Consider the following 22213-nt stretch of genomic DNA (forward strand, 5'->3'; position numbering starts at 1 on the left):
ACGGAAAGCGCACGCGGATGCGGTGCGTCAGTGGCCGAGCGCGGCCGATGCGGCCAGGGCGCGGTCCACCATGGCGGGCGCCAGGCCCAGGTAATTGGCGGGGTCGGTGAGGCGGTCGATCGCCGCACGGTCGAAGTGGCGCACCACCTCGGGCAATGCGGCCAGCGCCTCGGCCAGGGTGCCGCCCTCTTCGTTGACAGTGCGGCAGGCGCCATAGACCACGTCGTGCGCCTGCTGGCGGCCCATGGCCGGCGCCAGGCCCATCATCACGGCCTCGGCCACGATCAGGCCGCGGCTTAACCGCAGGTTGCTGCGCATGCGCGCCGCGTCCACGATCAGGCCGCCGAGCGCGAACTTGGCCTGGTGCAGCGCGCCCGCGGTGAGGATGAAGCTCTCGGGCAGCGCCAGCCATTCGGCATGCCAGGGTCCGGTGGCGCGCTCGAAGTCCTGCACCATGGCATCGACCATCAGCCCCGCGTGCTGGCGCACGGCCTTGGAGGCCGCCAGCATCAGCTCGCTGGAGATCGGGTTGCGCTTTTGCGGCATGGTGCTGCTCGCGCCGCGGCCCTTCACGAAGGGCTCGTAGACCTCGCCGAACTCGGTGGAGGCCATGATCATGATGTCCAGCGCGATCTTGCCCAGCGAGCCGGTGACCAGGGCCAGCAGGTTCACCGCCTCGGCGAAGCCGTCGCGCGCCACGTGCCAGGTGGTCACGGGCACGGCCAGGTTGAGCTCGTCGGCCAGCGCGGCCTGCACTTCGAAGCCCTTGTCGCCCAGCGAGGCCAGCGTGCCGGCAGCCCCGGCAAACTGCACCACCAGCACGCGCTTGCGCAGCTCGGCCAGGCGCTCCTGGTGGCGGTCGAACATGGCCAGCCAGATCGCCACCTTGTAGCCGAAGGTGACGGGCAACGCCTGCTGCAGGTGGGTGCGGCCGGCCATGGGGGTGTCGCGGTGCTTGGCGGCCAGCGCGGCCAGGATGCCGCGCAGTTCGCGGATGTCGGCCTCCACCAGCGCCAGGCCGTCGCGCAGCTGCAGCACGTTGGCCGTGTCCATGATGTCCTGCGTGGTGGCACCCCAGTGCACGTAGCGCCCGGCCTCGCCGCACATCTCCACCAGCTGGTGCACCAGCGGCAGGATGGGGTAGCCGACGATGTCGGTCTCGTGCCGCATGTGGTCGAAGTCCACGCGGTCCAGGCGCGATTCGTGCGCGATGGCTTCGGCCGCGTCGGCCGGGATCACGCCGCAGCGCGCCTCGGCCCGGGCCAGCGCCACCTCCACCTCGATGTAGCGGGCGATCAGGGTGTGGTCGGAGAACACCTCGCGCATGCGCGGCGTGCCGAAGGCGTCGCGGAACAGCACCGAGTCGAGCACCGTGCTGGCAGGGGTAAACAGGGAAGAGGACATGGCAGGCCGGATATGTTGATAAAATACGAACATATATAAATGTTCGAACAAATGAACTGTAAATATGTTCGAACAAAACTCAATTTGGGGTTTTCCCTGAGCAGGAGCCTGCCCGCATGACCGCCGCCAAGAACCCCGATCTCGCCCGCGAACTGTCCGAGGGGATTGCCTCCGGGCGCTTTGCCGTGGGTAGCCTGCTGCCCACCGAGTTCGAGCTGTGCGACCAGTACGGCCTGAGCCGCTATGCCGTGCGCAAGGCGCTGGACGAACTGCAGGAGCTGGGACTGATCTCGCGGCGCAAGAACGTGGGCACGCGCGTGGAGGCCACGCGGCCGCGCGCCGGCTTCACGCAGTCCATCGCCACGGTGCAGGAGCTGGCGCGCTTCGGCGCCGAGCACGTGCGCACGGTGCAGTCGGTCAACGAGGTGGTCGCGGACCTGGCGCTCGCCAAGGACCTTGGCTGCCCCGGAGGCACGCGCTGGCTGCACATCGCCTGCCTGCGCATGGAAGGCGGCAGCGCCAAGGCGCGCCCGATCTGCTGGCTGGACCTGTACATCGACCCGGCGTATGCCGACATCGGCCCCATCGTGCGCGACGCGCCCGAGACGCTGGCCAGCTCCATCATCGAGGAGCGCTACGGCCGGCGCATCGCGCGCATCCGCCAGGACATCGAGGCCGTGCTGGTGCCGCGCGAGCACGCCGAGGCCCTGCGCGCCGAGGCCGGCGCACCGGCCCTGAAGATCACGCGCCACTACCTCGATTCGGCCGACCAGGTGTTCGAGATCTCGGTCTCGCTGCACCCCGCGGACCGGTTCAAGTTCTCGCTGGAACTGAGCCGTTCGCGAGAATGAGGGCGCTGCTGCAAGCCTGCTGACAAACCGCTGTCAGCAGCAGGTCATCACCATCGGGGCTTCTTCATTCACACCCAAGGAGCCCTTCATGAAAAACGCCATCAGCTGGTTCGAAATCCCCACCACCCAACTGGACCGCGCCCAGGCGTTTTACGAGGCCGTGCTGGGCCAGACCATGCGCCGCGAGTCCATGGGCCCGAGCGAAGGTGCGGTGTTTTCGTACGACCCGGAGTCCGACGGAACGGGCGGTGCGCTGATGATGGGGCCGACCGCGCCCCAGCTGGCAGCAGGCGCTGGCACCCTGGTCTACCTGGATGCGTCGCCCTCACTCGATGCGGCCCTGGAACGGGTGGTGGCGCAGGGCGGCAAGGTGGCCCTGCCGCGTCAGGCCCTGCCACCAGGCATGGGCTTCTTCGCGCACATCCAAGACCTGGATGGCAACCGCGTGGGCCTGCACGCCGAGGCCTGAGGAGTATGGGCATGGCAGCAGCAACCGCACTGGCCCATCAGCCCACCCTGTGGGCCGAAGCAGCCCATCCCGCCATGGCCGCGCCACGCGGCAACTGGATCGCCGTGGCCTGCGCGGACCATGCGCGCCGCGGCTGCGCCGAGCCCGACGCCGGCTACATGCAGGTGTGCCATGGCAAGATCGCGCCGCTGCGGCGCGTGAAACCCGGCGACAGGCTCGCCTATTACGCGCCCACGGTCACCATGGGCGGCAGCGACAAGCTGCGGGCCTTCGTGTCGCTGGGGCTGGTGAAGCCCGGCGATCCCTATGCCTTCGACATGGGCGGCGGTTTCATCCCGTTCCGAAAGGACGTGGACTACGTGCCCGCCCGCGAAGCGCCGATCGCGCCGCTGCTCGACCACTTCGACTTCGTGCAGGACCGCGCGCGCTGGGGCTATGCGTTCCGCTTCGGGCTCTTCGCCGTCAGCGACCACGACATGCGGCTGATTGCCGATGCCATGGGTGCCAGCGCGGATTCACTGCATCTCTAACGCTATGGATGCGCCGGCCCTGCGCGCACGCGCGCCAGGGCGGCGGGCACATCGGTCCAGGCCGGGCGGCCCGGCGCATAGCGCTGGCGCATGTAGCCCGCGAGTTCGGCGATCTGCGCATCGCTGAGCGCATCGCCAAAGCCGGGCATGAAACCCAGTTCGCGCGAAGCGGGCTCGCGGATGCCGTGGACGATGACCTGCAGCAGGTTGTCGGGCCGGTCGCTGTGCAGGTTGCTGTTGAGCGCCAGCGGCACGTTGGCGCCCAGCAGTTTCGGTCCGTCGCCATCGTGGTGGCAGGCGGCGCAGGCGCCATTGAACAGGCGCTGGGCCAGGCCGGGCTGGGGCGCCAGGGCGGCCGCCTGCGCGACGGCGGCCCGGGCCGTGGCCTGCACCGCGTCGGCAGCAGGTTCAGTGGTCGCGCTGAACGAGGCCAGGTAGGTCGCCATGGCGCGGATGTCCTCGTCGGGCAGCTTCGCCAGCTCCTGCACCACGGGCGCCATGGGGCCGGAGGCGCTGCCATGCTCCGGGCTGTGGCCCTTGCGCAGGTAGCTGTACAGGGCGTCGGCGCTCCAGGGCACGGGCGCCTTCGACAGGCCGGTGAGCGCGGGCGCCTCCCAGCCATCGACCAGCGCACCCGAAAGGAAGGCCGCGCCGCCCATCTCGGCCCCCAGCGCATTGCGCGGCGTGTGGCAGGCACCGCAGTGGCCGGCGCCCTGCACCAGGTAGGCGCCGCGGTTCCATTCGGGCGGGCGCGTGGGGTCGGGCTTCCAGGGCGTGGCGTCGTGGAACAGCGCGTTCCAGCCGGCCATGAGCGGGCGCACGCTGAACGGGAAGGCCAGTTGCGTGGCCGGCACCTCAGAGCGCACCGGTGGCTGGGCCATGAGCCAGGCGTACAGCGCCGTCAGGTCGTCGTCGCCCATCTTCGCGAACGAGGTGTAGGGGAAGGCCGGGTACAGGTGCTTGCCGTCGCGCGAGATGCCCTCGCGCATCGCACGCTGGAAGGCGCTGAAGGACCACTGGCCCAGGCCGGTCTCTGCATCGGGCGTGAGGTTGGTGGTGTAGACGGTGCCGAAGGGCGTGTCCATGGCCCGCCCGCCGGCATTCGGCGTGCCGCCGGGCGCCGTGTGGCAGACCACGCAGTCGCCGGCGGCAGCCACCAGCCGGCCGCGCTCGATGGTGGCTGCGTTGTAGACCGATGCGCCGCCCGCCGCCTGCGCCACGGGGGCGATGGCCGGGCGCCAGCCCAGCAGCGCCGCGCCCATGGCCAGGCCACCCGCGGCCAGGGCCAGTGGGCGCGCCCAGGGGCTGCGCCGGCGCGGCCAGGTGGCGCTGGTGGGCACCGCCGGGGCTGGCAGTTCCAGCGTGGGCAGCACATCGGCCGGTTCGGCCGGCGACCCCGCAGGGGCGGCACCGCCCTGCCCTGCGGCTGCGCCCAGCGGGTTGAGCCCGGCGCGCACCACCTCGGGCGTGAACGGCGGCGCACGGAAGCGCACGCCCGTGGCGTCGAAGATGGCATTGGCGATGGCCGCCGTGCCAGGCACCGAGGACGACTCGCCCGAGCCCAGCGGCGCCTCGTCCTGCCGGGGCATGTGCATGACCTCGATCACCGGCACCTCGCGGAAGCTCAGGATCGGGTAGCTGCCCCATTCGCGCGTGTCCACCGCCTGCGTGACGGGGTCGAAGCGCACCTGCTCCTTGAGCGCGCGGCTGGTGGTCTGCACCACGTTGCCATGCACCTGGTGCTCCACGCCCGCGGGGTTGACCATCAGGCCCGCATCGTGGCCCACGACCACGCGGCGCACATGCACCTCGCCGGTCTTCCGGTTCACGTCCACGTCGGCCACCCACGCGGCCCAGGCCGCGCCAAAGCCGGGCCACTTGCTGTGGATGTAGCGTGCGTAGGCAAAGCCCTGGCCCTGCACCCAGTCGCCCTCGGCGCCCTGCAGTGCGCCGGGCCCGGGCACGCGCGGGCCGGTGTGGGGCAACCAGCCGGCCTTCTCGGCCGTGGCCTTGACGAGTTCCGCCGCGCGCGGGTCGCTGAGCAGTTGCAGGCGGAACTCAACCGGGTCCACGCCAGCCGCGGTGGCCAGCTCGTCCACATAGGATTCGTGCGCGAACGAGTTGGGCAGGGCCGAGACACCGCGCAACCACGAAGCGCGCACGATGGGCGCCATGTCGTTCACGGCCACGCGCAGGTTGTCGTAGTCGTAGGGCGGGCGCGCCGTGCGGTCGCCCATCTCGTAGGCCTGGGCCAGCGGCTCGATGGTGCGTGTGAGCAGCAGGGCCAATGTGGGCGCGCCGTTGGAGGGGTAGGAGGTCTCGAAATCGTAGGCTGCCACCGAGCCGTCGGCATTGAGGCCGCCGCGCACCTGCATGAGCTGGGCCGTGCCCTTGGGCTCCCACAGGTGCTCCTGCTCGCGCGTGAGCTGCACGCGCACCGGCGCGCCCACGGCACGCGAGAGCAGCGCGGCATCCGCCGCCACGTCGTCGGCGCCGTTGCGGCCGTAGCAACCCGCGGCCTCCATGCGCACCAGATCGATGTCCACGTCGGCCAGGCCCATGAGGCGCGCCAAGTCGGCGCGCAGCACATGGGGGTTCTGCGTGCCGGCCCAGACGGCCATGCGCGCGCGGCCCGAAGTCTCGTCCTGGCGCCACTCGGCCACCGCGCACGAGGGCCCGATGGAGCCGTGCAGCTGGTAGGGCCAGACATAGGTGCGCGGCAGGGACTGCGCGGCACCGGCCAGCGCGGCGTCCACATCGCCTTCGTCCACCAGGCGGCGCTGGGTGGAGGGGTTGGCACGGATGGCCTGGGCCAGGGCTTCGGGGCTGTCCTGCCGGGGAAAGCCCGGCCAGGACTTCCACTGCACGCGCAGCGCGCGCATTGCTTCTTCTGCCTGCTCCTCGCGCTCGGCGACGATGCCCACGAAGTCGCGCACCACCACCACCGCGCGGATGCCCGGGATGTGGGCAATGGACGACTGGTCCACCGATTCGAGCGTGTTGCCGATGAACTCGCCATGGTCGGCCCCCGCATACGGCGGGCGCACCACGCGGCCGTGCAGCATGCCGGGCACGCGCATGTCGTGCACGAAGACCAGCTCGCCGCTGACCTTGGCCGGTATGTCCACGCGCGGCACCGACTGGCCGACCACGGTGTAGTCGGCCGTAGGCTTGGTGGGTGTGGCCTCGGCCAGCTCCAGTGCAGTGTGTGCACCGGCCAGCAGTTCGCCGTAGGCCACCTGGCGGGCCGGGTCGGCCGCCACCTGCACCACGCCGGCCTGCACCTGCAGCGCATCGGCCGCCACACCCAGGCGCTCGGCGGCCCGGGCCACCAGCCAGTGGCGCGCCTGGGCCGCGGCGATGCGCAGCGGCTTCGCATGGATCTGGATCGAGGCGCTGGCGATGGTCGCGCCCTGGTTGGGCGCACGCGTGGTATCGCCCAGCACCATGTTCACGCAGGCCAGCGGCACGTCGAGCTCTTCGGCCACGATCTGGCCCAATGCCGTGCGTATGCCGGTGCCCAGGTCCACATGGCCGTTGAGCGCGGTCACGCTGCCGTCGTCCCAGACGGCCAGCAGGATCTCCACGCCCTCGGCCGGGTTGCCGGCCACCAGCGCGGGCTGTCCCTTGACGGGCGGCGGCGCGGGTGGCGGGTTGCGCACGACCAGCAGCACGCCCTGTGCGGCATGGAAGTCGGCGCGCGTGAGCGGGCTGTGGGCGCGCAGCGCTGCAGGGGATGCGCTCATGCCGCCACCCCGCGCACCAGCACCGCCGCGCGCTGCACCGCGCGGATGATCTCCACATGCGTGCCGCAGCGGCACAGGTTGCCCGAGAGCTCGCGGCGGATGGCGGCCTCGTCGGGGTCGGGATTGCGTTCGAGCAGCGCCACGGCCATCATCACCATGCCGTTGAGGCAGTAGCCGCACTGGGCGGCCTGCTCGTCGACGAAGGCCTGTTGCACCGGGTGCAGCAGCCCTTCGCATGCCGCACCACGGCAGCGTGCGGGCAGACCCTCCAGCGTCGTCACCGCGCGGCCCGCCACCCCGCGCGCAGGGATCACACAGGCACGTGCCGCCACCCCGTCCACCAGCACCGTGCAGGCGCCGCACTGGCCCAGGCCGCAGCCGTACTTGGGGCCATTGAGCGCGAGGTCGTTGCGCAGCACATGCAGCAGCGTGGCACCCGCGCCCGGGGTGCCGGCTGGCAGTTCACAGGGCTGGCCGTTGACGGAAAGGGAGAGAACGGTGGCTGGGGTCTGCATGGGTCCTTGGATGAATCGTCAGCGGCGCAGGCTGCCGGTGCGGGTGTACATCTCCAGGTCCACGAAGTTGGACCCATTGTGGTTGTTCGGACCGTACTGCACCGGGAAATCGCCGAACTTGGTGGTACCCATGTCTTCCATGGCCTTGATGAAGGCCTCGCGCGTGAGGTTGCGCCCCGCGCGCTTGAGCCCTTCGACGAACACGCGCGCGGCGATATAGCCTTCGAGCATGGTGTAGCTGTCGATCTTGGCGCCGGCGTCGGTGCGGTCCTTGCGGTAGTCCACGACGATGGGCAGGCGGCTGGCCTGTGGCGAGGGCACGATGCTGGCGGTGACCAGGCCTTCGATGCCGCCGTTCAGGCGCTGGGCCGAGCCCGGGGCATCGGTGATGCCCACCGAGATGGTGTACAGCGGCGCCGCCCCTCCGCCCGCGCGGTAGTCGCGCAGGAACACCTCGACCATCTTGCCGGCCACGATCATCACCACCGCACCGGGCTGGGCCTTGGTGAGCTGGGCCACCTGGGCTTTTGCATCGGTGGCGGCGATCTCCATGGGAACCGACTCGACCACCTTGACCTTCAGGCCCTGGGCGATCTGCAGGCAGGTCTCGAGGTTGGACTTGCCGAAGGCGCTGTTCTGGTAGATGACGGCGATGTTGCTGATGCCCAGCGTGGCCAGGTGGCCGACGATCTTGCGCAGTTCGGTCTCGTAGCTGGCGCGCACGTGGAACAGGTAGCGGTTGTGCGTGGTGCGAAACGAGGTGGTGCCCACCAGCGGTGCGAACATGGGAACGCCGGCCTTCTCGGCCAGCGGCATGGCGGCGATCAGGTTGCCCGTGGCCACGTAGCCGATCAGGGCGAAGACCTTTTCCTCATCGATCAGGCGCGCCGTGTTCTCGGCGGTCTTCTTGGGTTCGTAGGCGTCGTCGAGCGAGACCAGTTCGAGCTTGCGCTCGAACACGCCGCCGGCCTTGTTGATGCGGTCGAAGTACAGGGAGATGCCGGCCTTGTAATCCACGCCGAAATCCTTGGCAGGCCCGGTGAAGACGGCCGACTGCCCCACTTTGATGCTTTTGTCCGTCACCCCGGTCTCGGCCGCCATGGCCGTCGTCGCCGAACTGCCCAGGGCCGTCGCCGCCATGGCCATCAGCACGGCCCTGCGGTCGGTGCGCCCATCCCTCATCCCACAGTACTTCATGAAACGCTCCTTACATCAAAGGTGGCAGTTTCCCCGCAACACGAGGGACTGTGCAACCATTTACAGGGGGTGTTGCGAAACCGTCAAAAACGGCTTCCGGCGCTGCCGGTCAGGCGGCAGCCCCCGATGGTTTGCAAGTCCCGTGCCCATGGCCCAGGCGGATTTGGATTCAATCGGATAACTAGGCGGGGAGCCGCAGACAGTGCTGTAGCACGGCAAGGCGACCCAACTATCGTTTACGTTTGAAGGCAAATCCGCATCAGGCGATGTCCAGGTCGCTCGACTGGATGCGCTTAATCCCCTTGGCCTTCATCTGCTTCCAGGCCGCCTCCAGCGAGCCATTGAGGTCGATGCCGCGGCAGGCGTCTTCCACCACGTAGGTTTCGAAGCCCAGCCGCTTGGCGTCCAGGGCCGTCCAGGCCACGCAGAAGTCGGTGGCCAGGCCGGTCACGAACACGGTCTTGATGCCGCGCTGCTTGAGGTAGCCCGCCAAGCCCGTGGAAGTCTTGCGGTCGGCCTCCTCGAAGGCCGAGTAGCTGTCCACATGCTCGTGGAAACCCTTGCGCAGGATCACCTGGGCCTGGGGCAGTTTCAGGTCCTTGTGCAGTGCGGCATCGTCGGTGCCGCGCACGCAGTGGTCGGGCCACAGCACCTGCTGGCCGTAGCTCAGTTTCGTGGTCTCGAAAGGCTTCTTGCCGGCATGCGTGCTGGCGAACGAGGCATGGCCCGGCGTGTGCCAGTCCTGCGTGACGACCACGTTCTCGAACGCGGCAGCGATGCGGTTGATGACCGGCACCACCTCGTCGCCCTTGGCCACCGGCAGCGTGCCACCGGGCACGAAGCAGTTCTGCACGTCCACCACGATCAACGCCGCTCGCTCGCCCGGCTTGATCTTCGTCTGTGCCCACGACAGGGGCATGCCTGTACCGGCCAGCGCGAAGGCGGCGGCCGATTGGAGGAAGTGGCGGCGGGGGGCAAGGCGCATGGTGACAACTCCGGTAGGGAACACACACACAAAATGGCAAGGGCCGGATGGGCCAATGCCAGGGAATAGCCTCAGACGCTCAGGTAGGACCTGCGCACCTCGTCGTTGGCGGCCAGCTCGGCCATGGACGCCTGGTAGCGGATCTGGCCCTTCTCGAGCACGTAGGCCCGGTCGGACACAAGCTCGGCGAAATGCATGTTCTGTTCGGACAGCAGAATGCTCACGCCCTGGGCCTTGAGCTCCAGGATCATCTGCGCCATCTGCTCCACGATCACCGGGGCCACGCCTTCGGAGGGCTCGTCCAGCAGCACCAGGTAGGGGTTGCCCATCAGCGTGCGCGCCACGGTCAGCATCTGCTGCTCGCCGCCGCTCATGCGGCCGCCGGGGCGCTGGGGCATCTCGCCCAGGTTGGGGAACAGCTTGAACAGGGCCTCGGGCGTCCACAGCGGCGCGGCCGTGCCGTCGGGCCAGTGGCGCGCCGGCTGGCGGCCCACCTCCAGGTTTTCCATCACCGTGAGGTCGGTGAACACACGCCGGTCCTCGGGCACGAAGCCCAGGCCCAGGCGCGCCGCATCGTGCGGGTCGCTTTTCGACAGGTCCTTGCCCATGAAGCCGATCTGGCCCTTGCGCTTGGCCAGCATGCCCATCAGCGTCTTGAGCGTGGTGGACTTGCCCGCGCCGTTGCGCCCCATCAGGGCCACGACCTCGCCGCGGCGCACGTCGAGGTCCACGTCGTACAGGATCTGCGCCGCGCCGTACCAGGCCTGCAGGCCCTTGGCCTCGAGCAGCACTTCCTTGGGTTCACTCGTCGTTGTCATCGTCATCATGCGGTCTCCGCAGGCGTGGCCACGGGGGCGGCACCGGCTGTCTTTTTCTCGAAGGTCTTGCCGGTGCCGAAGTACACCTCCTGCACCTTGGGGTGGTCGCGCAGCTCCAGGGGCTTGCCCTCGGCGATCAGGCGCCCGCGCGCCAGCACGATCATGCGGTCGGCATAGGCGAACACCACGTCCATGCTGTGCTCGGTGAACAGCACGGCCATGCCGCGGTCGATCACCAGCTGCTTGGTCAGCGCCATGAGCTCATTGCGCTCCTTGGGCGCCATGCCGGCCGTGGGTTCGTCCATGAGCAGCAGCTTGGGCGCATTGGCCATGGCGATGGCCAGTTCCACGCGCTTCACGTCGCCGTAGGCCAGCACGCTGCAGGGGCGGTCGGCCTGGGCCTTCATGCCCACCTGTTCGAGCAGGGCCAGGGCCTCGTCGCGCTTGTGGTCGGAGGCCTTGCGGAACATCGAGAACAGGCGGCTGTCGTTGGAGATCAGCGCCATCTGCACGTTCTCCACCACGGTCAGCGAGGAGAAGGTCTCGGCGATCTGGAAGGTGCGGCCCACGCCCATGCGCCAGATGTCGCGTGGCTTGCGGCCCACGAGCTCCTGGCCGTTGAGCTGGATCGAGCCCACGTCGGCCGCCAGCTGGCCGTTGACCATGTTGAAGGTGGTGGACTTGCCGGCGCCGTTGGGGCCGATCAGGGCCAGCAGCTCGCCGGCTGCCAGCTCGAAGTGGATGCCGTCGACGGCCTTGACTCCACCGAAGGACTTGCCCAGGCCGGTGACTTTGAGCAGGCTCATGCTGCCTCCTTGGCTTCGCGCTTGTTGTCGAAGAGTTGCTTGATCGCACCGGCAATGCCCTGCGGGAACAGCAGCACCAGGATCAGGATGATGGCGCCCAGCATCGCGCGCCAGTAGTCGGTGTTGCGCGCCACGGTGTCGTGCAGCCAGGTGAAGGTGACAGCCCCCACCACCGGACCGGCCAGCGTCTGGATGCCGCCCAGCAGCACCATCACCAGGCCGTCGACCGACTTGCCCACGTGCAGCGCCTCGGGCGAGATGCTGCCCTTGGAGAAGGCGAACAGCGCACCGCCCAGGCCCGCGAACAGGCCGGCGATGACGAAGGCCGTCCATTGCATGCGCTTGACGTCGATGCCGATGGCATCGGCGCGCAGCACCGAGTCGCGCCCGGCGCGCAGCGCATAGCCAAACGGCGAGAACAGCACCCGGCGCAGCGCCAACACACCGCCCACCACCAGGGCCAACGTGAGGAAGTAGTAGTTGCGCTTGTCCGACAGCCATTGCGCCGGCCACACGCCCGTGAGGCCGTTGCTGCCGCCGGTGAAGCCATCCCACTGGTAGCAGATGGCCCAGGTGATCTGCGCGAAGGCCAGGGTCAGCATGGCCAGGTACACGCCCGACAGGCGCACGCAGAACCAGCCGTAGAGCAACGCACCCGCTGCGGCAGCCAGCGGTGCCAGCACCAGGGCCGCTTCCATCGGGATGCCGGCCGAGCGCACCAGCAGCGCCGCTGCATAGGCCCCGAGGCCGAAGTACGCGGCGTGGCCGAAGGAGTGCATGCCCGCCGGCCCCATGATGAAGTGCAGGCTGGCGGCGAACAGCGCCGCGATCAGGAGGTCGATCATCAGCACCGTGAGGTAGGGCGAGCCGGTGGTCACGAAGGGCAGCAGCACCAGCGCGGCCACCAGCACGGCCGCACCGATCTTGTACCAGGGCGGCGAAGCGCGCAGCGGTGCCTCGGGCATGCCGGTGTTGCGGCTGGCGGCCTGGGGCCTGCCCATCAAGCCCCAGGGGCGGGCCACCAGCACGGCGGCCATCACCAGGAACTCGACCACCAGCGTGAGCTTGGAGAACGAGACGCTGTAGCCGAAGATCTCGACCACACCGAGCCAGATGCAGATGGCCTTGATCTCGGCGATCAGCAGCGCGGCCACGTAGGCGCCCGGGATGGAGCCCATGCCGCCCACCACCACCACCACGAAGGCAGCGCCGATGGTGTTCAGGTCCATCTCCAGCGTGGCCGGTTCGCGCGGCAGCTGCAGCGCACCGCCCAGCCCGGCCAGCAGGGCGCCTAAGGCGAACACAGCCGTGAACAGCCAGGCCTGGTTCACGCCCAGGGCGCTGACCATCTCGCGGTCCTGCGTGGCGGCGCGCACCAGCGTGCCCCAGCGGGTGCGGGTCAGCAGCAGCCACAGCAGGCCCAGCACCACCGGTCCGACGACGATCAGGAACAGGTCGTACGAAGGGAATTGCCGCCCCAGGATGTCCACCGAGCCCGACAGGCCCGGCGCACGCGGGCCGAGCAGCTCCTCGGGGCCCCAGATCCAGAGCGCGGCGTCCTTGATCACCAGCACCAGCGCGAAGGTGGCCAGGAGCTGGAACAACTCGGGCGCCTTGTAGATGCGGCGCAGCAGCACCACCTCCACCAGAGCGCCGAGCGCGCCGACGACCACGGCCGACAGCAGCAGCGCGGGCCAGAAGCCCATGCCGGTGCCCAGCTTGGCCACCAGCGAGTAGGCGACGTAGATGCCCACCATGAAGAACGAGCCATGCGCGAAATTCACGATGCGCGTGACGCCGAAGATCAGCGACAGCCCGGCGCCCACGAGGAACAGCGAGGAAGCCCCCGCCAGCCCATTGAGCAGCTGAACGATAAAACTCGAAAAACTCATTCCAGATCCTTCGGGGTCACGGCAAAGGTTGTCCCTCGGGCATGTCATCTGCCCGTTGTGTGCTTGTGGGGTTGCAATATGGCTGCAGCGGCCGGCAGGCGCAAGGGCCTGCCGAAACCGCAGCCAGCCGGGGCCGGCGCTCAGTCGGCCGGGCGCATCTTCTTGACTTCGTCGTTCGAGGGCTGCACCTTGGCGCCGTCCACGTAGCGGTAGTCGACCATCACGCCCTTGCCACCCTCGTTCTTGGTGCGGCCCACGTAGCCGCCCATGGTGGACTGGTTGTCCTCGGGGCGGTAGGTGATGCGGCCGAACGGCGTGGGCACCTGCAGGCCCTTGAAGGCCACGACGAGCTTCTCGGTGTCGGTGGAGCCGGCCTTCTTGATGCCCTCGCCCAGCGACTTGATGGCGCTGTAGCCCACGACCGAACCCAGGCGAGGGTAGTCGTTGAACTTGGCCTGGTAGGCCGTGTGGAAGGCCTTGTGCTCGGGCGTCTGCAGGCCGTACCAGGGGTAGCCGGTGACGATCCAGCCAGTGGGGGCCTCATCCTTGAGCGGGTCCATGTACTCGGGCTCGCCGGTCAGCAGGCTGACCACTTCCCGGTCCTTGAACAGGCCGCGGGTGTTGCCTTCGCGCACGAACTTGGAGAGGTCAGCACCGAACAGCACATTGAAGATCGCGTCGGGCTTGGCGTCGGCCAGGGCCTGCACCACGCTGCCCGAGTCGACCTTGCCCAGCGGGGGCGCCTGCTCGACGACGAATTCCACGTCGGGCTGGGCCGCCTTGAGCAGCTGCTTGAAAGTGGCCACGGCCGACTGGCCGTATTCGTAGTTGGGGTAGACCAGCGCCCAGCGCTTCTTCTTCAAGGCCACGGCCTCGGGCACCATCATCGACACCTGCATGTAGGTGGAGGGGCGCAGGCGGTAGGTGTAGCGGTTGCCGTTCTGCCAGACGATCTTGTCGGTCAGCGGCTCGCCGGCCAGGAAGAAGAATTTCTTTTGCTTGGCGAAGTCGGTCAGCGCCAGGCCCACGTGCGAGAGGAAGGAGCCGGTCAGCACGTCGACCTTCTCGCGCGAGACCAGTTCCTCGGCGGCGCGCACGGCATCGCCGGGGTTGCCGTTGTCGTCGCGGATCACGAGCTGGACCTTCTTGCCCAGCAGGCCGCCCGCGGCGTTGATTTCGTCCACCGCGAGTTCCATGCCCTTCTTGTAGGGCTCGAGGAAGGCAGGCTGGGCCTTGTAGCTGTTGATCTCACCGATCTTGATGACATCCTGGGCCATCGCAGGAGCGATTGTGGCGGCCAGCGCGGCAGCGGCCGTAGCACGCATGAGGGTCTTTAGCATCGTCATGGAAACACTCCTGATGGATTGGATGGGAGAGAAACAGCGGTGGCAAACAGTATGGGGGAGACGGCGGGTCACGGGTATGGCAATGCGCTCAGCGCAGGCCGTCCTGGCCCTGGATTTCTGCGGTGGTGAGCCCGCCGATGCGCGGCAGCGGGCGCCCGCCGGCCGTGACCACCACGGCCACCACGATTTCATGGGCGCGTGGCGCATCGGCCACACGGGCCTCCATGGCGTCGAAATGGCTGCGCACGTAGGCGGCATCCTTGTGGCCCAGGGGCACATCGATGGCGGCGCCCAGGCCGCCGATCTTCTTGCTCGACGGCACCAGCGCGGCACCTTTTTCCACGGCCACGCGCAGCGGTGCGCCCAGCTTGGGGTGCAGGATGGCGGCGGCATGCTCGAGCTCACCGCCTTCGCCCACGATGGCGGCCTTGCCATAGCTTTCGGCCTGGCCGGGCGCGATGCCCAGGGCGCGCACGCAGCGCTCGCCCAGCAGGGCGCCGAGCTCCTCGCCGATGGCGATCAGTTCGTCGAGGTTCTCCGCATAGCGGCCGGCATAGGGGTTCTCGATGACGGCCATGGCCAGGGCCTTGCGCACCGGCGGGTTCACCTCGCGGCCCATTTCCACGCGCACTTCGTCGGTCTGGACGATGATTTTCCGGATCTTGGCTGGCATGTTCTTGCTCCTTGGTCTCTCGTATCGTTATGGATGCCGGGGTTCAGCGCAGGCCGTTCCACTGGCTGATGTCGGCGGCCTTGAGCCCACCCACGCGTGCATGGATGCGCGCGCCGGTGGTCATGGCCAGGATGAAGACGATCTCGTCGGCCCGCGGCGCGCCGGGCACGCGCACCTCGATGGCATCGAAATGGCTGCGCACATAGCTGGCGTTGATGTGGGTCAGCGGCACATCGAGTGCGGCGCCCGGCCCGCCCACCTTCTTGGTGGAAGGCACGATGGACAGCGCGTTGCCGGGCTGGCCGGTCTTTTCCTCGGCCTGGCCCTTGGCGTAGGCGTTGCGGTCGCCCTTCCAGCCGAGCAGTTCGCGCATGGCGTAGCCGCCGGGCACGTGCCACAGGGCGCCATGCTCGAGCTCGCCGGCGGCGCCGACGATGGCGCCCTTGCCATAGGTCGCGATGCGCTCGGCCGGCACGTCCATGGCCGCCAGCAGGCGCTGCGCCATGTCCAGGCCTACGCCCTGCAGCGCGTCCATCATGGGCAGGATGTCGGCCTCGTAGCGGCCCGCATAGGGGTTGGTGAGCACCGCGCCGATGGCACCGCGCAGCAGCGGTGCACCGGTCTCGGGCCCGAATTCGTGCCGGATTTCTTCAACATGGGTGAAAACGCGTCGGATCTGGATCATGGGATGGCCTGTGCAATTCATTAAGCAAATACTGAACCAACTTCAACAGCGGCGCTGGATTTCCCCGGTGCGGCCTGCTCCAGCAGGCCGGTGGCCGATGGCGTCGCCATCCATTGCCCCTGGCACGAGAGCAGCGCGCACCAGAGGCGCCCGCGAGACTGCAATTCTTGCGCTTTTTCGAGACCGGCCTGCAAGGCCTCGCGCACCAGGGCCTCGGGCAGGTCCGGAACCTCAATCGTCACGGGGATGGTGCCCAGGTCGCTGTCGTCCTGGACCTCGCAAGCCGGCCTGCGCACGATGCGGGCATCGCGCACGTTGACGGCATTCGCCACCACGGTCGCAGCGGCGTCGGCCTGGGCGGCCGTGGCCGCCAGGATGGTGACGCTGTCGGCAATGCCCAGCGAGTGGCTGCGCCCGCGCCAGCCACTGGTCGCCACGCCACGCACCGGCATGGTGCTCGCGATGCGAAAGGCGCCGTCCAGCAACAGCCCGCCCTGCAGTTGCACCGCGTCGAGCCCGGCGATGTCGGCATACACCCCGATGCGGGCCGACGCGCCCGGTGCCAGGTGCAGCGCGATGTCTCCGCCATTGTTCACCCAGGCGCGCTGCACGCCGTCCACGGCATAGCAGGCCAGCAGCTCCTGCGCCACCGCGCCCGCCACGGCCGCCATGGGCGTGATGAAGTCCTGGCGGAACGGCTGGCAGGCGCTCCACATGCGGCGCGCCACGGGGCCCTGCAGCGGGCAGTCGCCCGCGCCCACCGGCGCGCGCAGCGTGGGCAGCTCGCGCACCAGTTCCTGCAGCAGCCCCTCGAAGCGCACCCAGGCGCGCGCGTGCGCCGCGGCCACGGCGAGCGCATCGCCCTCGGCCTGCACGATCACGTCCATGGGGCCGTGCTGCAGATGCCAGCGGCCGGCGGACAGCAGTTGTCGGGTGGCTTGCATGGTGGGGTGTGCCTTCAGCCCAACAGCGGGGGACGGCCCAGGGGCCAGGGGTTGGCCGATGGCAGCGCCAGCCAGGACACCGACTGCGGCGCACCATCGTTGTGCCAGGCACCGCGCTCGAGCACCTCGCGCAGGCTGCGCACCTGGTCCATGTGGCCGCCCAGCAGCTCGTAGTCGCTGCGGCGCATGCTGAATTCAATGGGCGCTACGATGGCCGGCGTGGGCACGGTGCCAAAGCTGTTGTCGGGCATGCGCAGCACATCGGCCATCACGGTGATGCCGCCGCCGGGCCAGACATAGGCCGGGGCGCCACCGCAGGTCACGTTGACCAGCGCATTCTTGATGGAGCGCGTGAGCAGCACCGGGTTTTCGGTGACCCCGGCACGCAGGCTGCCGCCGGCCCCGCCCAGGAACAGCACCGAAGTCAGCGAGGGCTCGCAGTTCTCGCCGATGCGGTCGACGATGCGGCGCACCGCGTCGGGCATCTCGGCCTCCACCGGCACCAGCGATTCGTCGAGCACATACCAGCTGGCGTGCTCCCCGGTGGTCGAAGTCATCAGCAGGCGCAAGCCGGGCCAGGCGACCGCCTCGTCCCAGCCTTCGATGATGGACAAGGGGTCGGCGATATCGGTGCCGCCCCAGCCCGTGCCCGGGTTGGCCACCTGGAAGTAGCGGCCCGGCGTGGACTTGCGCCCGCGCATCTTGATGCCCGAGGACTGCATGTCCAGGCAACGCCCGGCCTGGTGCTCGGTGAGCACGCCGGTGATGTGGTCGTCCACCACCACCACCTCGTCGGCCTGGCCGAAGAACTGGCGCGCAAAGATGCCGATGGCGGCCGAGCCGCAGCCCACGCGCATGCGCTGCTCGGCCACGCCGTTGACGATGGGCGCCTGGCCGGCCTGGATCACGAGTTGCGAGCCGCCGTCGATGGTGAGCTCCACCGCCTGCTTGTTGCCCAGGAGCTGCATCATCTCGTTGGCGATGCGCCCTTCCTTCTTGCTGCCGCCCGTGAGGTGGTGCACGCCACCGAGCGACAGCATCTGCGAGCCGTATTCGGCGGTGGTGACATGGCCCACCACTTCGCCCTTGCAGCGCACGTTGGCCTGCTCGGGGCCGAGAAAGCGGTCGGTGTCGATCTTCACCTTGAAGCTGCAGTAGCTGAAGATGCCTTCGGTGACCACGGTGACCATGTCCACGCCATCGACCTGGGAGCCGACGATGAAGGGCGCGGGCTTGTAGTCGGGGTAGGTGGTGGAAGAGCCCACGCCGGTGACGAAGACCTCTTCGGTCAGCAGCAGGTCACCACTCCAGGCGGGCTGCGCTGCGGGTGCCTCCTGGCCCTCGGCACCGGCGTCGGCGGCGCGGCCCGCAAACGGCACCAGCACGGCCTCGCCGTCCTCCATGGTCTTGCGCAGCAGCACCACGGGATCGACCCGCACCAGCACGCCGGCCTGGTTGGCATAGCGGTCGCAGGCGCCGCTGCGGCCTTCGGAGATCTGGCACAGCACGGGGCAGGCGTTGCACTCCACCTTGGCCACGTTCATGCGCTCGTTGCGCGGCCGGGCGCGCTCGAGCACCTGCGGCAGCTCGGGTGCATCCATGCCGGGAAGGCCGTCGGTCTTGGTGTGTTCAGTCATCGTGGCAACCCATTCCTCGCACCGTTTTCTGTGCTTGTACGTTCATGGCGTTTTGTGTAGCATTCACTTAACTTAAATGTTGTGATCACTACATTTGAGGCGAATGTAGCGCAATCATTCGCAGTCCGCAATAGTGTTTGCGCGCCCCCGGAAATGGTGCACAAGGAGCCCCAAAATGACGCACGTAGTCACAGACGCATGCATTCGGTGCAAGTACACCGATTGCGTGGATGTATGCCCGGTCGATTGCTTCAAGGAGGGGCCCGAATACCTGGTGATCGACCCCGACGAGTGCATCGACTGCGCGGTCTGCATCCCGGAGTGCCCGGCCAATGCCATCTATGCCGAGGACGACCTGCCCGAAGGCATGGAAATCTTCCTCCAGTTCAACAAAAAGCTGGCTCCGGGACTGCCCACTATCACCAAAAGAAAACCGCCTTTGCCAGATGCGGAACAATGGAGGGTTGTGAGCCACAAGCTTTCCGGCCTGGATGTCAGCCTCTGACACCTGCGCCCCAGCCTTTCAGCCAGCTTTTACACCCCATTTCTCAACTTTTAGCCGACGTTACGACCATGAGCGCCTTTCTTGAAGAACGCGTCCTCTCCGTCAACCACCTGACGGACCGCCTTTTTTCCTTCACCACCACGCGCGATACTGCGCTGCGGTTCTCCAATGGCCATTTCACGATGATCGGCCTGCGCGTGAACGGCAAGCCCTTGCTGCGCGCCTACAGCATCGCCAGCGCCAACTACGAGGAGCACCTGGAGTTCCTGTCGATCAAGGTGCCCGACGGCCCGCTGACCTCGCGCCTGCAGAACATCCAGGTGGGTGATTCCATCGTCGTGGGCAAGAAGCCCACCGGCACCCTGCTGATCGACTACCTGCTGCCCGCCAAGCGCCTGTACATGCTCTCCACGGGCACGGGCCTGGCCCCCTTCCTGAGCCTGATCCGCGACCCCGAGACCTACGAGAAGTTCGAGGAAGTGGTGCTGGTGCACGGCGTGCGCGAGGTCCAGGAACTGGCCTACCACGACTACATCACCAAGGAACTGCCCGAGCACGAGTTCCTGGGCGAGATGGTGAGCAAGCAGCTCAAGTACTACCCCACGGTGACGCGCGAGGAGTTCAAGCACCAGGGCCGCGTGACCACCGTGATCGAAAACGGCCAGCTCGCACGCGACCTGGGCCTGCCGGCCCTGAACCCGGTGGAAGACCGGGTGATGATCTGCGGCAGCCCGGAGATGCTGCGCGACCTCAAGCACATGATGGAAGTGCGCGGCTTCAAGGAAGGCAACACCACCAAGCCCGGCGACTTCGTGATCGAGCGCGCCTTCGCGGAGCAGTAATATCCCGGCAGGCCCGGTCCCTGCATGGCAGGGGCTGCCCTGCCACCCAACGGATCATCCATGTCGGCCACACCCACCAAGACCCGGACTGCTTCCACCCGCGCCCCCTCGACACGCCGCACCGGCGTGCGCGAGCAGGCGGCGCAGACCACGCGCGACAACATCCTCAAGGCGGCGATCAAGGTGTTCGCACGCTACGGCTACGAAGGCGGCAGCGTGGAGAAGATCTCCAAGGCGGCCAAGTCCTTCGACCGGATGATCTACTACTACTTCGGCAGCAAGGAAGGCCTCTTCATCGAGGTGCTCGAAGAGATCTACCGGCGCATGAACGACGCCGAGACGACCCTGGAGATCCGCCTCGAGACCCCCGTCGAGGCGCTCAAGGCGGTGGTGCGCTTCGTGAGCCAGTACTACCGCAAGCACCCCGAGTTCGTCACGCTGCTCAACACCGAGAACCTGCACAAGGGCAAGCACATCTCCAAGTCGATGCGCGCGCGCGAGTATTCCTCGCCCGCCGTCTCGGTGATCGAGCAGGTGCTGGCCGCGGGCGTGGCCAGCAAGGAGTTCCGCGCCGACCTGCGCGCGCGCGACCTGTATCTGCTGATCGCCTCCATGGGCTACTTCTACCAGTCCAACCGCTACACGCTCTCGGCCTTCCTGGGCGAGGACATCGACCAGCCCGAGGCGGTGGCCCACTGGGACGAGTTCATGATCGACACCGTGCTCAGGACCGTGCGGGCGTCCTGAGGCGCCAGGCGCCCTCCCCCGGCCCCAAGGCCCATGTCTTGCAGGAACCTCCTGCCGATCCGCGGATTCGGCAGGGCGCAGCCTGGCTGTCTCGCAAACCCGTCTGATTTTCTGGCGACAGCACTTTGCAGTGCTTGCCATCTTGCACGACGCAGGCCTCTTATGTAGTATTCACTACACGAATTGCAGCCCCACGATCGCCGCAGTTTGCCCGTCCATCCCTCCCCCGACTGGAACCCTCCATGGCAGACCTCTCCACCACCGCAAGCTCCGGCAAAGTCGTCATCAAGAACATCGGCCTGCTGCTCTCGGGCGACCTCGAACGCCCCATCCTCGACGCCGACACCATCGTCGTGAACGACGGCCTCATCGTGGCCGTGGGCCGCGAGAAGGACTGCGACACCGAACACGCGCGCACCACCATCGACGCGCGCCAGACCTGCGTGGCGCCCGGCCTCATCGACAGCCACGTGCACCCCGTCTTCGGCGACTGGACGCCGCGCCAGAACCAGATCGGCTGGATCGACTCGACCATGAACGGCGGCGTGACCACCATGGTCTCGGCCGGCGAGGTGCACCTGCCCGGCCGGCCCAAGGACATCGTGGGCCTGAAGGCCCTGGCCATCACCGCGCAGCGCGCGTTCGACAACTTCCGCCCCGGCGGCGTGAAGGTGATTGCGGGCGCCCCCATCATCGAGAAAGGCATGGTCGAGCAGGACTTCAAGGACATGGCCGACGCCGGCGTGACCCTGCTCGGCGAAGTGGGCCTGGGCACCGTCAAGGCGGGCTACGAGGCCCAGCAGATGGTGGCCTGGGCGCGCAAGTACGGCATCCAGAGCACCATCCACACCGGCGGCCCGTCGATTCCCGGCTCGGGACTGATCGACAAGGACGTGGTGCTCGAAGCCGATGCCGACGTGATCGGCCACATCAACGGCGGCCACACCTCGCTGCCCTGGAAGCACGTGTGCGAGCTGTGCGAGAAGTCCTCGCGCGCCATCGAGCTGGTGCACAACGGCAACGAGAAGATCGCCATCGAGGCCGCACGCGCCGCCATGGAGCTCAAGTGCCCGCACCGCGTGATCCTGGGCACCGACGGGCCCGCGGGCTCGGGCGTGCAGCCCCTGGGCATGCTGCGCATGATCGCGCTGATCGCAAGCTTCGCCAACATCCCGGCCGAGCTGGTGTTCTGCTTTGCCACGGGCAACACGGCGCGCATCCGCAACCTCAACTGCGGGCTGATCGAAGTGGGCCGCGCCGCGGACTTCGTGTTCATGGACCGCGCCCAGCACACGGCCGGCGCCACGCTGCTCGAAAGCGTGCAGCTGGGCGACATCCCGGGCATCGGCATGGTGATGATCGACGGCCTGGTGCGCTGCGGTCGCAGCCGCAACACGCCACCCGCAACGGAAATCCCCGTGGTGCTCTGAGCCCCAGCCTGGACGCCTTCGGCACACGCCCTTCATAGCCTGCGCAGGCCCACGTGCCTGCGCCACTTCTTTCTTTGTACTGATGGAGTTCCTCCCATGAAAGCAATCGTCGCCGTCAAGCGCGTGGTGGACTACAACGTCAAGGTCCGAGTCAAGTCGGACCAAACGGGTGTGGACATCGCCAACGTGAA

Annotated in this window: 20 protein-coding genes and 1 pseudogene; 8 read left to right on the plus strand and 13 right to left on the minus strand. The window is 68.1% G+C overall.

Annotated features, from left to right (window positions below; translation table 11 throughout):
- Positions 1 to 27 precede the first annotated feature (27 nt).
- The gene (gene pcaB, locus AC07PF_RS28170; RefSeq protein WP_494614094.1) at positions 28 to 1404 is read right to left on the minus strand and encodes a 3-carboxy-cis,cis-muconate cycloisomerase; all 1377 of its coding nucleotides are present in this window, start codon (positions 1402 to 1404) and stop codon (positions 28 to 30) included.
- A 116-nt stretch (positions 1405 to 1520) separates the two neighbouring features.
- Between pcaB and AC07PF_RS28175 the strand changes: the two genes are divergently transcribed.
- The 3 genes from AC07PF_RS28175 to AC07PF_RS28185 all read left to right on the plus strand — a co-directional run bounded on the left by AC07PF_RS28175 (position 1521) and on the right by AC07PF_RS28185 (position 3254).
- Positions 1521 to 2255 (plus strand): GntR family transcriptional regulator, encoded by a 735-nt coding sequence (locus tag AC07PF_RS28175; RefSeq protein ID WP_494614095.1) that lies wholly within the window; start codon positions 1521 to 1523, stop codon positions 2253 to 2255.
- Between the two features lie 88 nt (positions 2256 to 2343).
- Positions 2344 to 2724: a VOC family protein gene (locus tag AC07PF_RS28180; RefSeq protein ID WP_494614096.1), complete on the plus strand. Its 381-nt coding sequence runs from the start codon at positions 2344 to 2346 to the stop codon at positions 2722 to 2724.
- Positions 2725 to 2735: 11 nt separating this feature from the next.
- Positions 2736 to 3254, plus strand: coding sequence for an EVE domain-containing protein (locus tag AC07PF_RS28185; RefSeq protein ID WP_494614097.1), 519 nt, complete (start codon positions 2736 to 2738; stop codon positions 3252 to 3254).
- Positions 3255 to 3256: 2 nt separating this feature from the next.
- On the opposite strand, the gene AC07PF_RS28190 is transcribed toward AC07PF_RS28185, so the two are convergent.
- The 12 genes from AC07PF_RS28190 to AC07PF_RS28245 all read right to left on the minus strand — a co-directional run bounded on the left by AC07PF_RS28190 (position 3257) and on the right by AC07PF_RS28245 (position 18498).
- The gene (locus AC07PF_RS28190) at positions 3257 to 7000 is read right to left on the minus strand and encodes a molybdopterin cofactor-binding domain-containing protein (protein WP_494614098.1); all 3744 of its coding nucleotides are present in this window, start codon (positions 6998 to 7000) and stop codon (positions 3257 to 3259) included.
- Positions 6997 to 7515, minus strand: coding sequence for a (2Fe-2S)-binding protein (locus tag AC07PF_RS28195; protein WP_494614099.1), 519 nt, complete (start codon positions 7513 to 7515; stop codon positions 6997 to 6999). The genes AC07PF_RS28190 and AC07PF_RS28195 overlap by 4 nt, the downstream gene beginning before the upstream one ends.
- A gap of 18 nt (positions 7516 to 7533) precedes the next feature.
- Positions 7534 to 8712, minus strand: a complete 1179-nt coding sequence (locus tag AC07PF_RS28200) for an ABC transporter substrate-binding protein (RefSeq protein ID WP_494614100.1) — start codon at positions 8710 to 8712, stop codon at positions 7534 to 7536.
- A 259-nt stretch (positions 8713 to 8971) separates the two neighbouring features.
- Positions 8972 to 9697: a bifunctional nicotinamidase/pyrazinamidase gene (gene pncA, locus AC07PF_RS28205; RefSeq protein ID WP_494614101.1), complete on the minus strand. Its 726-nt coding sequence runs from the start codon at positions 9695 to 9697 to the stop codon at positions 8972 to 8974.
- A gap of 71 nt (positions 9698 to 9768) precedes the next feature.
- Entirely contained in the window at positions 9769 to 10521 is a 753-nt protein-coding gene (locus AC07PF_RS28210) for an ABC transporter ATP-binding protein (protein WP_494614106.1), read from the minus strand.
- Positions 10521 to 11321, minus strand: a complete 801-nt coding sequence (locus AC07PF_RS28215; protein ID WP_007849396.1) for an ABC transporter ATP-binding protein — start codon at positions 11319 to 11321, stop codon at positions 10521 to 10523. The genes AC07PF_RS28210 and AC07PF_RS28215 overlap by 1 nt, the downstream gene beginning before the upstream one ends.
- The gene (locus AC07PF_RS28220; RefSeq protein ID WP_007849397.1) at positions 11318 to 13213 is read right to left on the minus strand and encodes an ABC transporter permease; all 1896 of its coding nucleotides are present in this window, start codon (positions 13211 to 13213) and stop codon (positions 11318 to 11320) included. The genes AC07PF_RS28215 and AC07PF_RS28220 overlap by 4 nt, the downstream gene beginning before the upstream one ends.
- 140 nt (positions 13214 to 13353) lie before the next feature.
- The gene (locus AC07PF_RS28225) at positions 13354 to 14553 is read right to left on the minus strand and encodes an ABC transporter substrate-binding protein (protein ID WP_085947265.1); all 1200 of its coding nucleotides are present in this window, start codon (positions 14551 to 14553) and stop codon (positions 13354 to 13356) included.
- A gap of 94 nt (positions 14554 to 14647) precedes the next feature.
- The gene (locus AC07PF_RS28230; RefSeq protein WP_007849399.1) at positions 14648 to 15232 is read right to left on the minus strand and encodes an amino acid synthesis family protein; all 585 of its coding nucleotides are present in this window, start codon (positions 15230 to 15232) and stop codon (positions 14648 to 14650) included.
- Between the two features lie 43 nt (positions 15233 to 15275).
- Positions 15276 to 15917 (minus strand): amino acid synthesis family protein, encoded by a 642-nt coding sequence (locus AC07PF_RS28235; protein ID WP_494614102.1) that lies wholly within the window; start codon positions 15915 to 15917, stop codon positions 15276 to 15278.
- A gap of 20 nt (positions 15918 to 15937) precedes the next feature.
- A complete protein-coding gene (locus AC07PF_RS28240; protein WP_494614103.1) occupies positions 15938 to 16861 on the minus strand; it encodes a UPF0280 family protein in 924 nt (307 codons plus the stop codon).
- Between the two features lie 14 nt (positions 16862 to 16875).
- The gene (locus AC07PF_RS28245; protein WP_494608917.1) at positions 16876 to 18498 is read right to left on the minus strand and encodes a 6-hydroxynicotinate reductase; all 1623 of its coding nucleotides are present in this window, start codon (positions 18496 to 18498) and stop codon (positions 16876 to 16878) included.
- Positions 18499 to 18673: 175 nt separating this feature from the next.
- Between AC07PF_RS28245 and fdxA the strand changes: the two genes are divergently transcribed.
- The 5 genes and pseudogenes from fdxA to AC07PF_RS28270 form a co-directional block, all read left to right on the plus strand.
- Positions 18674 to 19003, plus strand: a complete 330-nt coding sequence (fdxA, locus tag AC07PF_RS28250; protein ID WP_145694322.1) for a ferredoxin FdxA — start codon at positions 18674 to 18676, stop codon at positions 19001 to 19003.
- A 68-nt stretch (positions 19004 to 19071) separates the two neighbouring features.
- On the plus strand, positions 19072 to 19845 hold the full coding sequence (locus tag AC07PF_RS28255; RefSeq protein WP_007849408.1) for a ferredoxin--NADP reductase: 774 nt from the start codon (positions 19072 to 19074) through the stop codon (positions 19843 to 19845).
- 60 nt (positions 19846 to 19905) lie between these two features.
- Positions 19906 to 20592, plus strand: a complete 687-nt coding sequence (locus AC07PF_RS28260) for a TetR/AcrR family transcriptional regulator (RefSeq protein ID WP_007849410.1) — start codon at positions 19906 to 19908, stop codon at positions 20590 to 20592.
- Between the two features lie 242 nt (positions 20593 to 20834).
- Positions 20835 to 22022 (plus strand): amidohydrolase family protein, encoded by a 1188-nt coding sequence (locus AC07PF_RS28265; RefSeq protein ID WP_007849417.1) that lies wholly within the window; start codon positions 20835 to 20837, stop codon positions 22020 to 22022.
- A gap of 96 nt (positions 22023 to 22118) precedes the next feature.
- Positions 22119 to 22213: pseudogene (locus AC07PF_RS28270) on the plus strand (electron transfer flavoprotein subunit beta/FixA family protein); the annotation flags it as partial.

Source organism: Acidovorax sp. GW821-FHT10A04 (assembly GCF_059415825.1).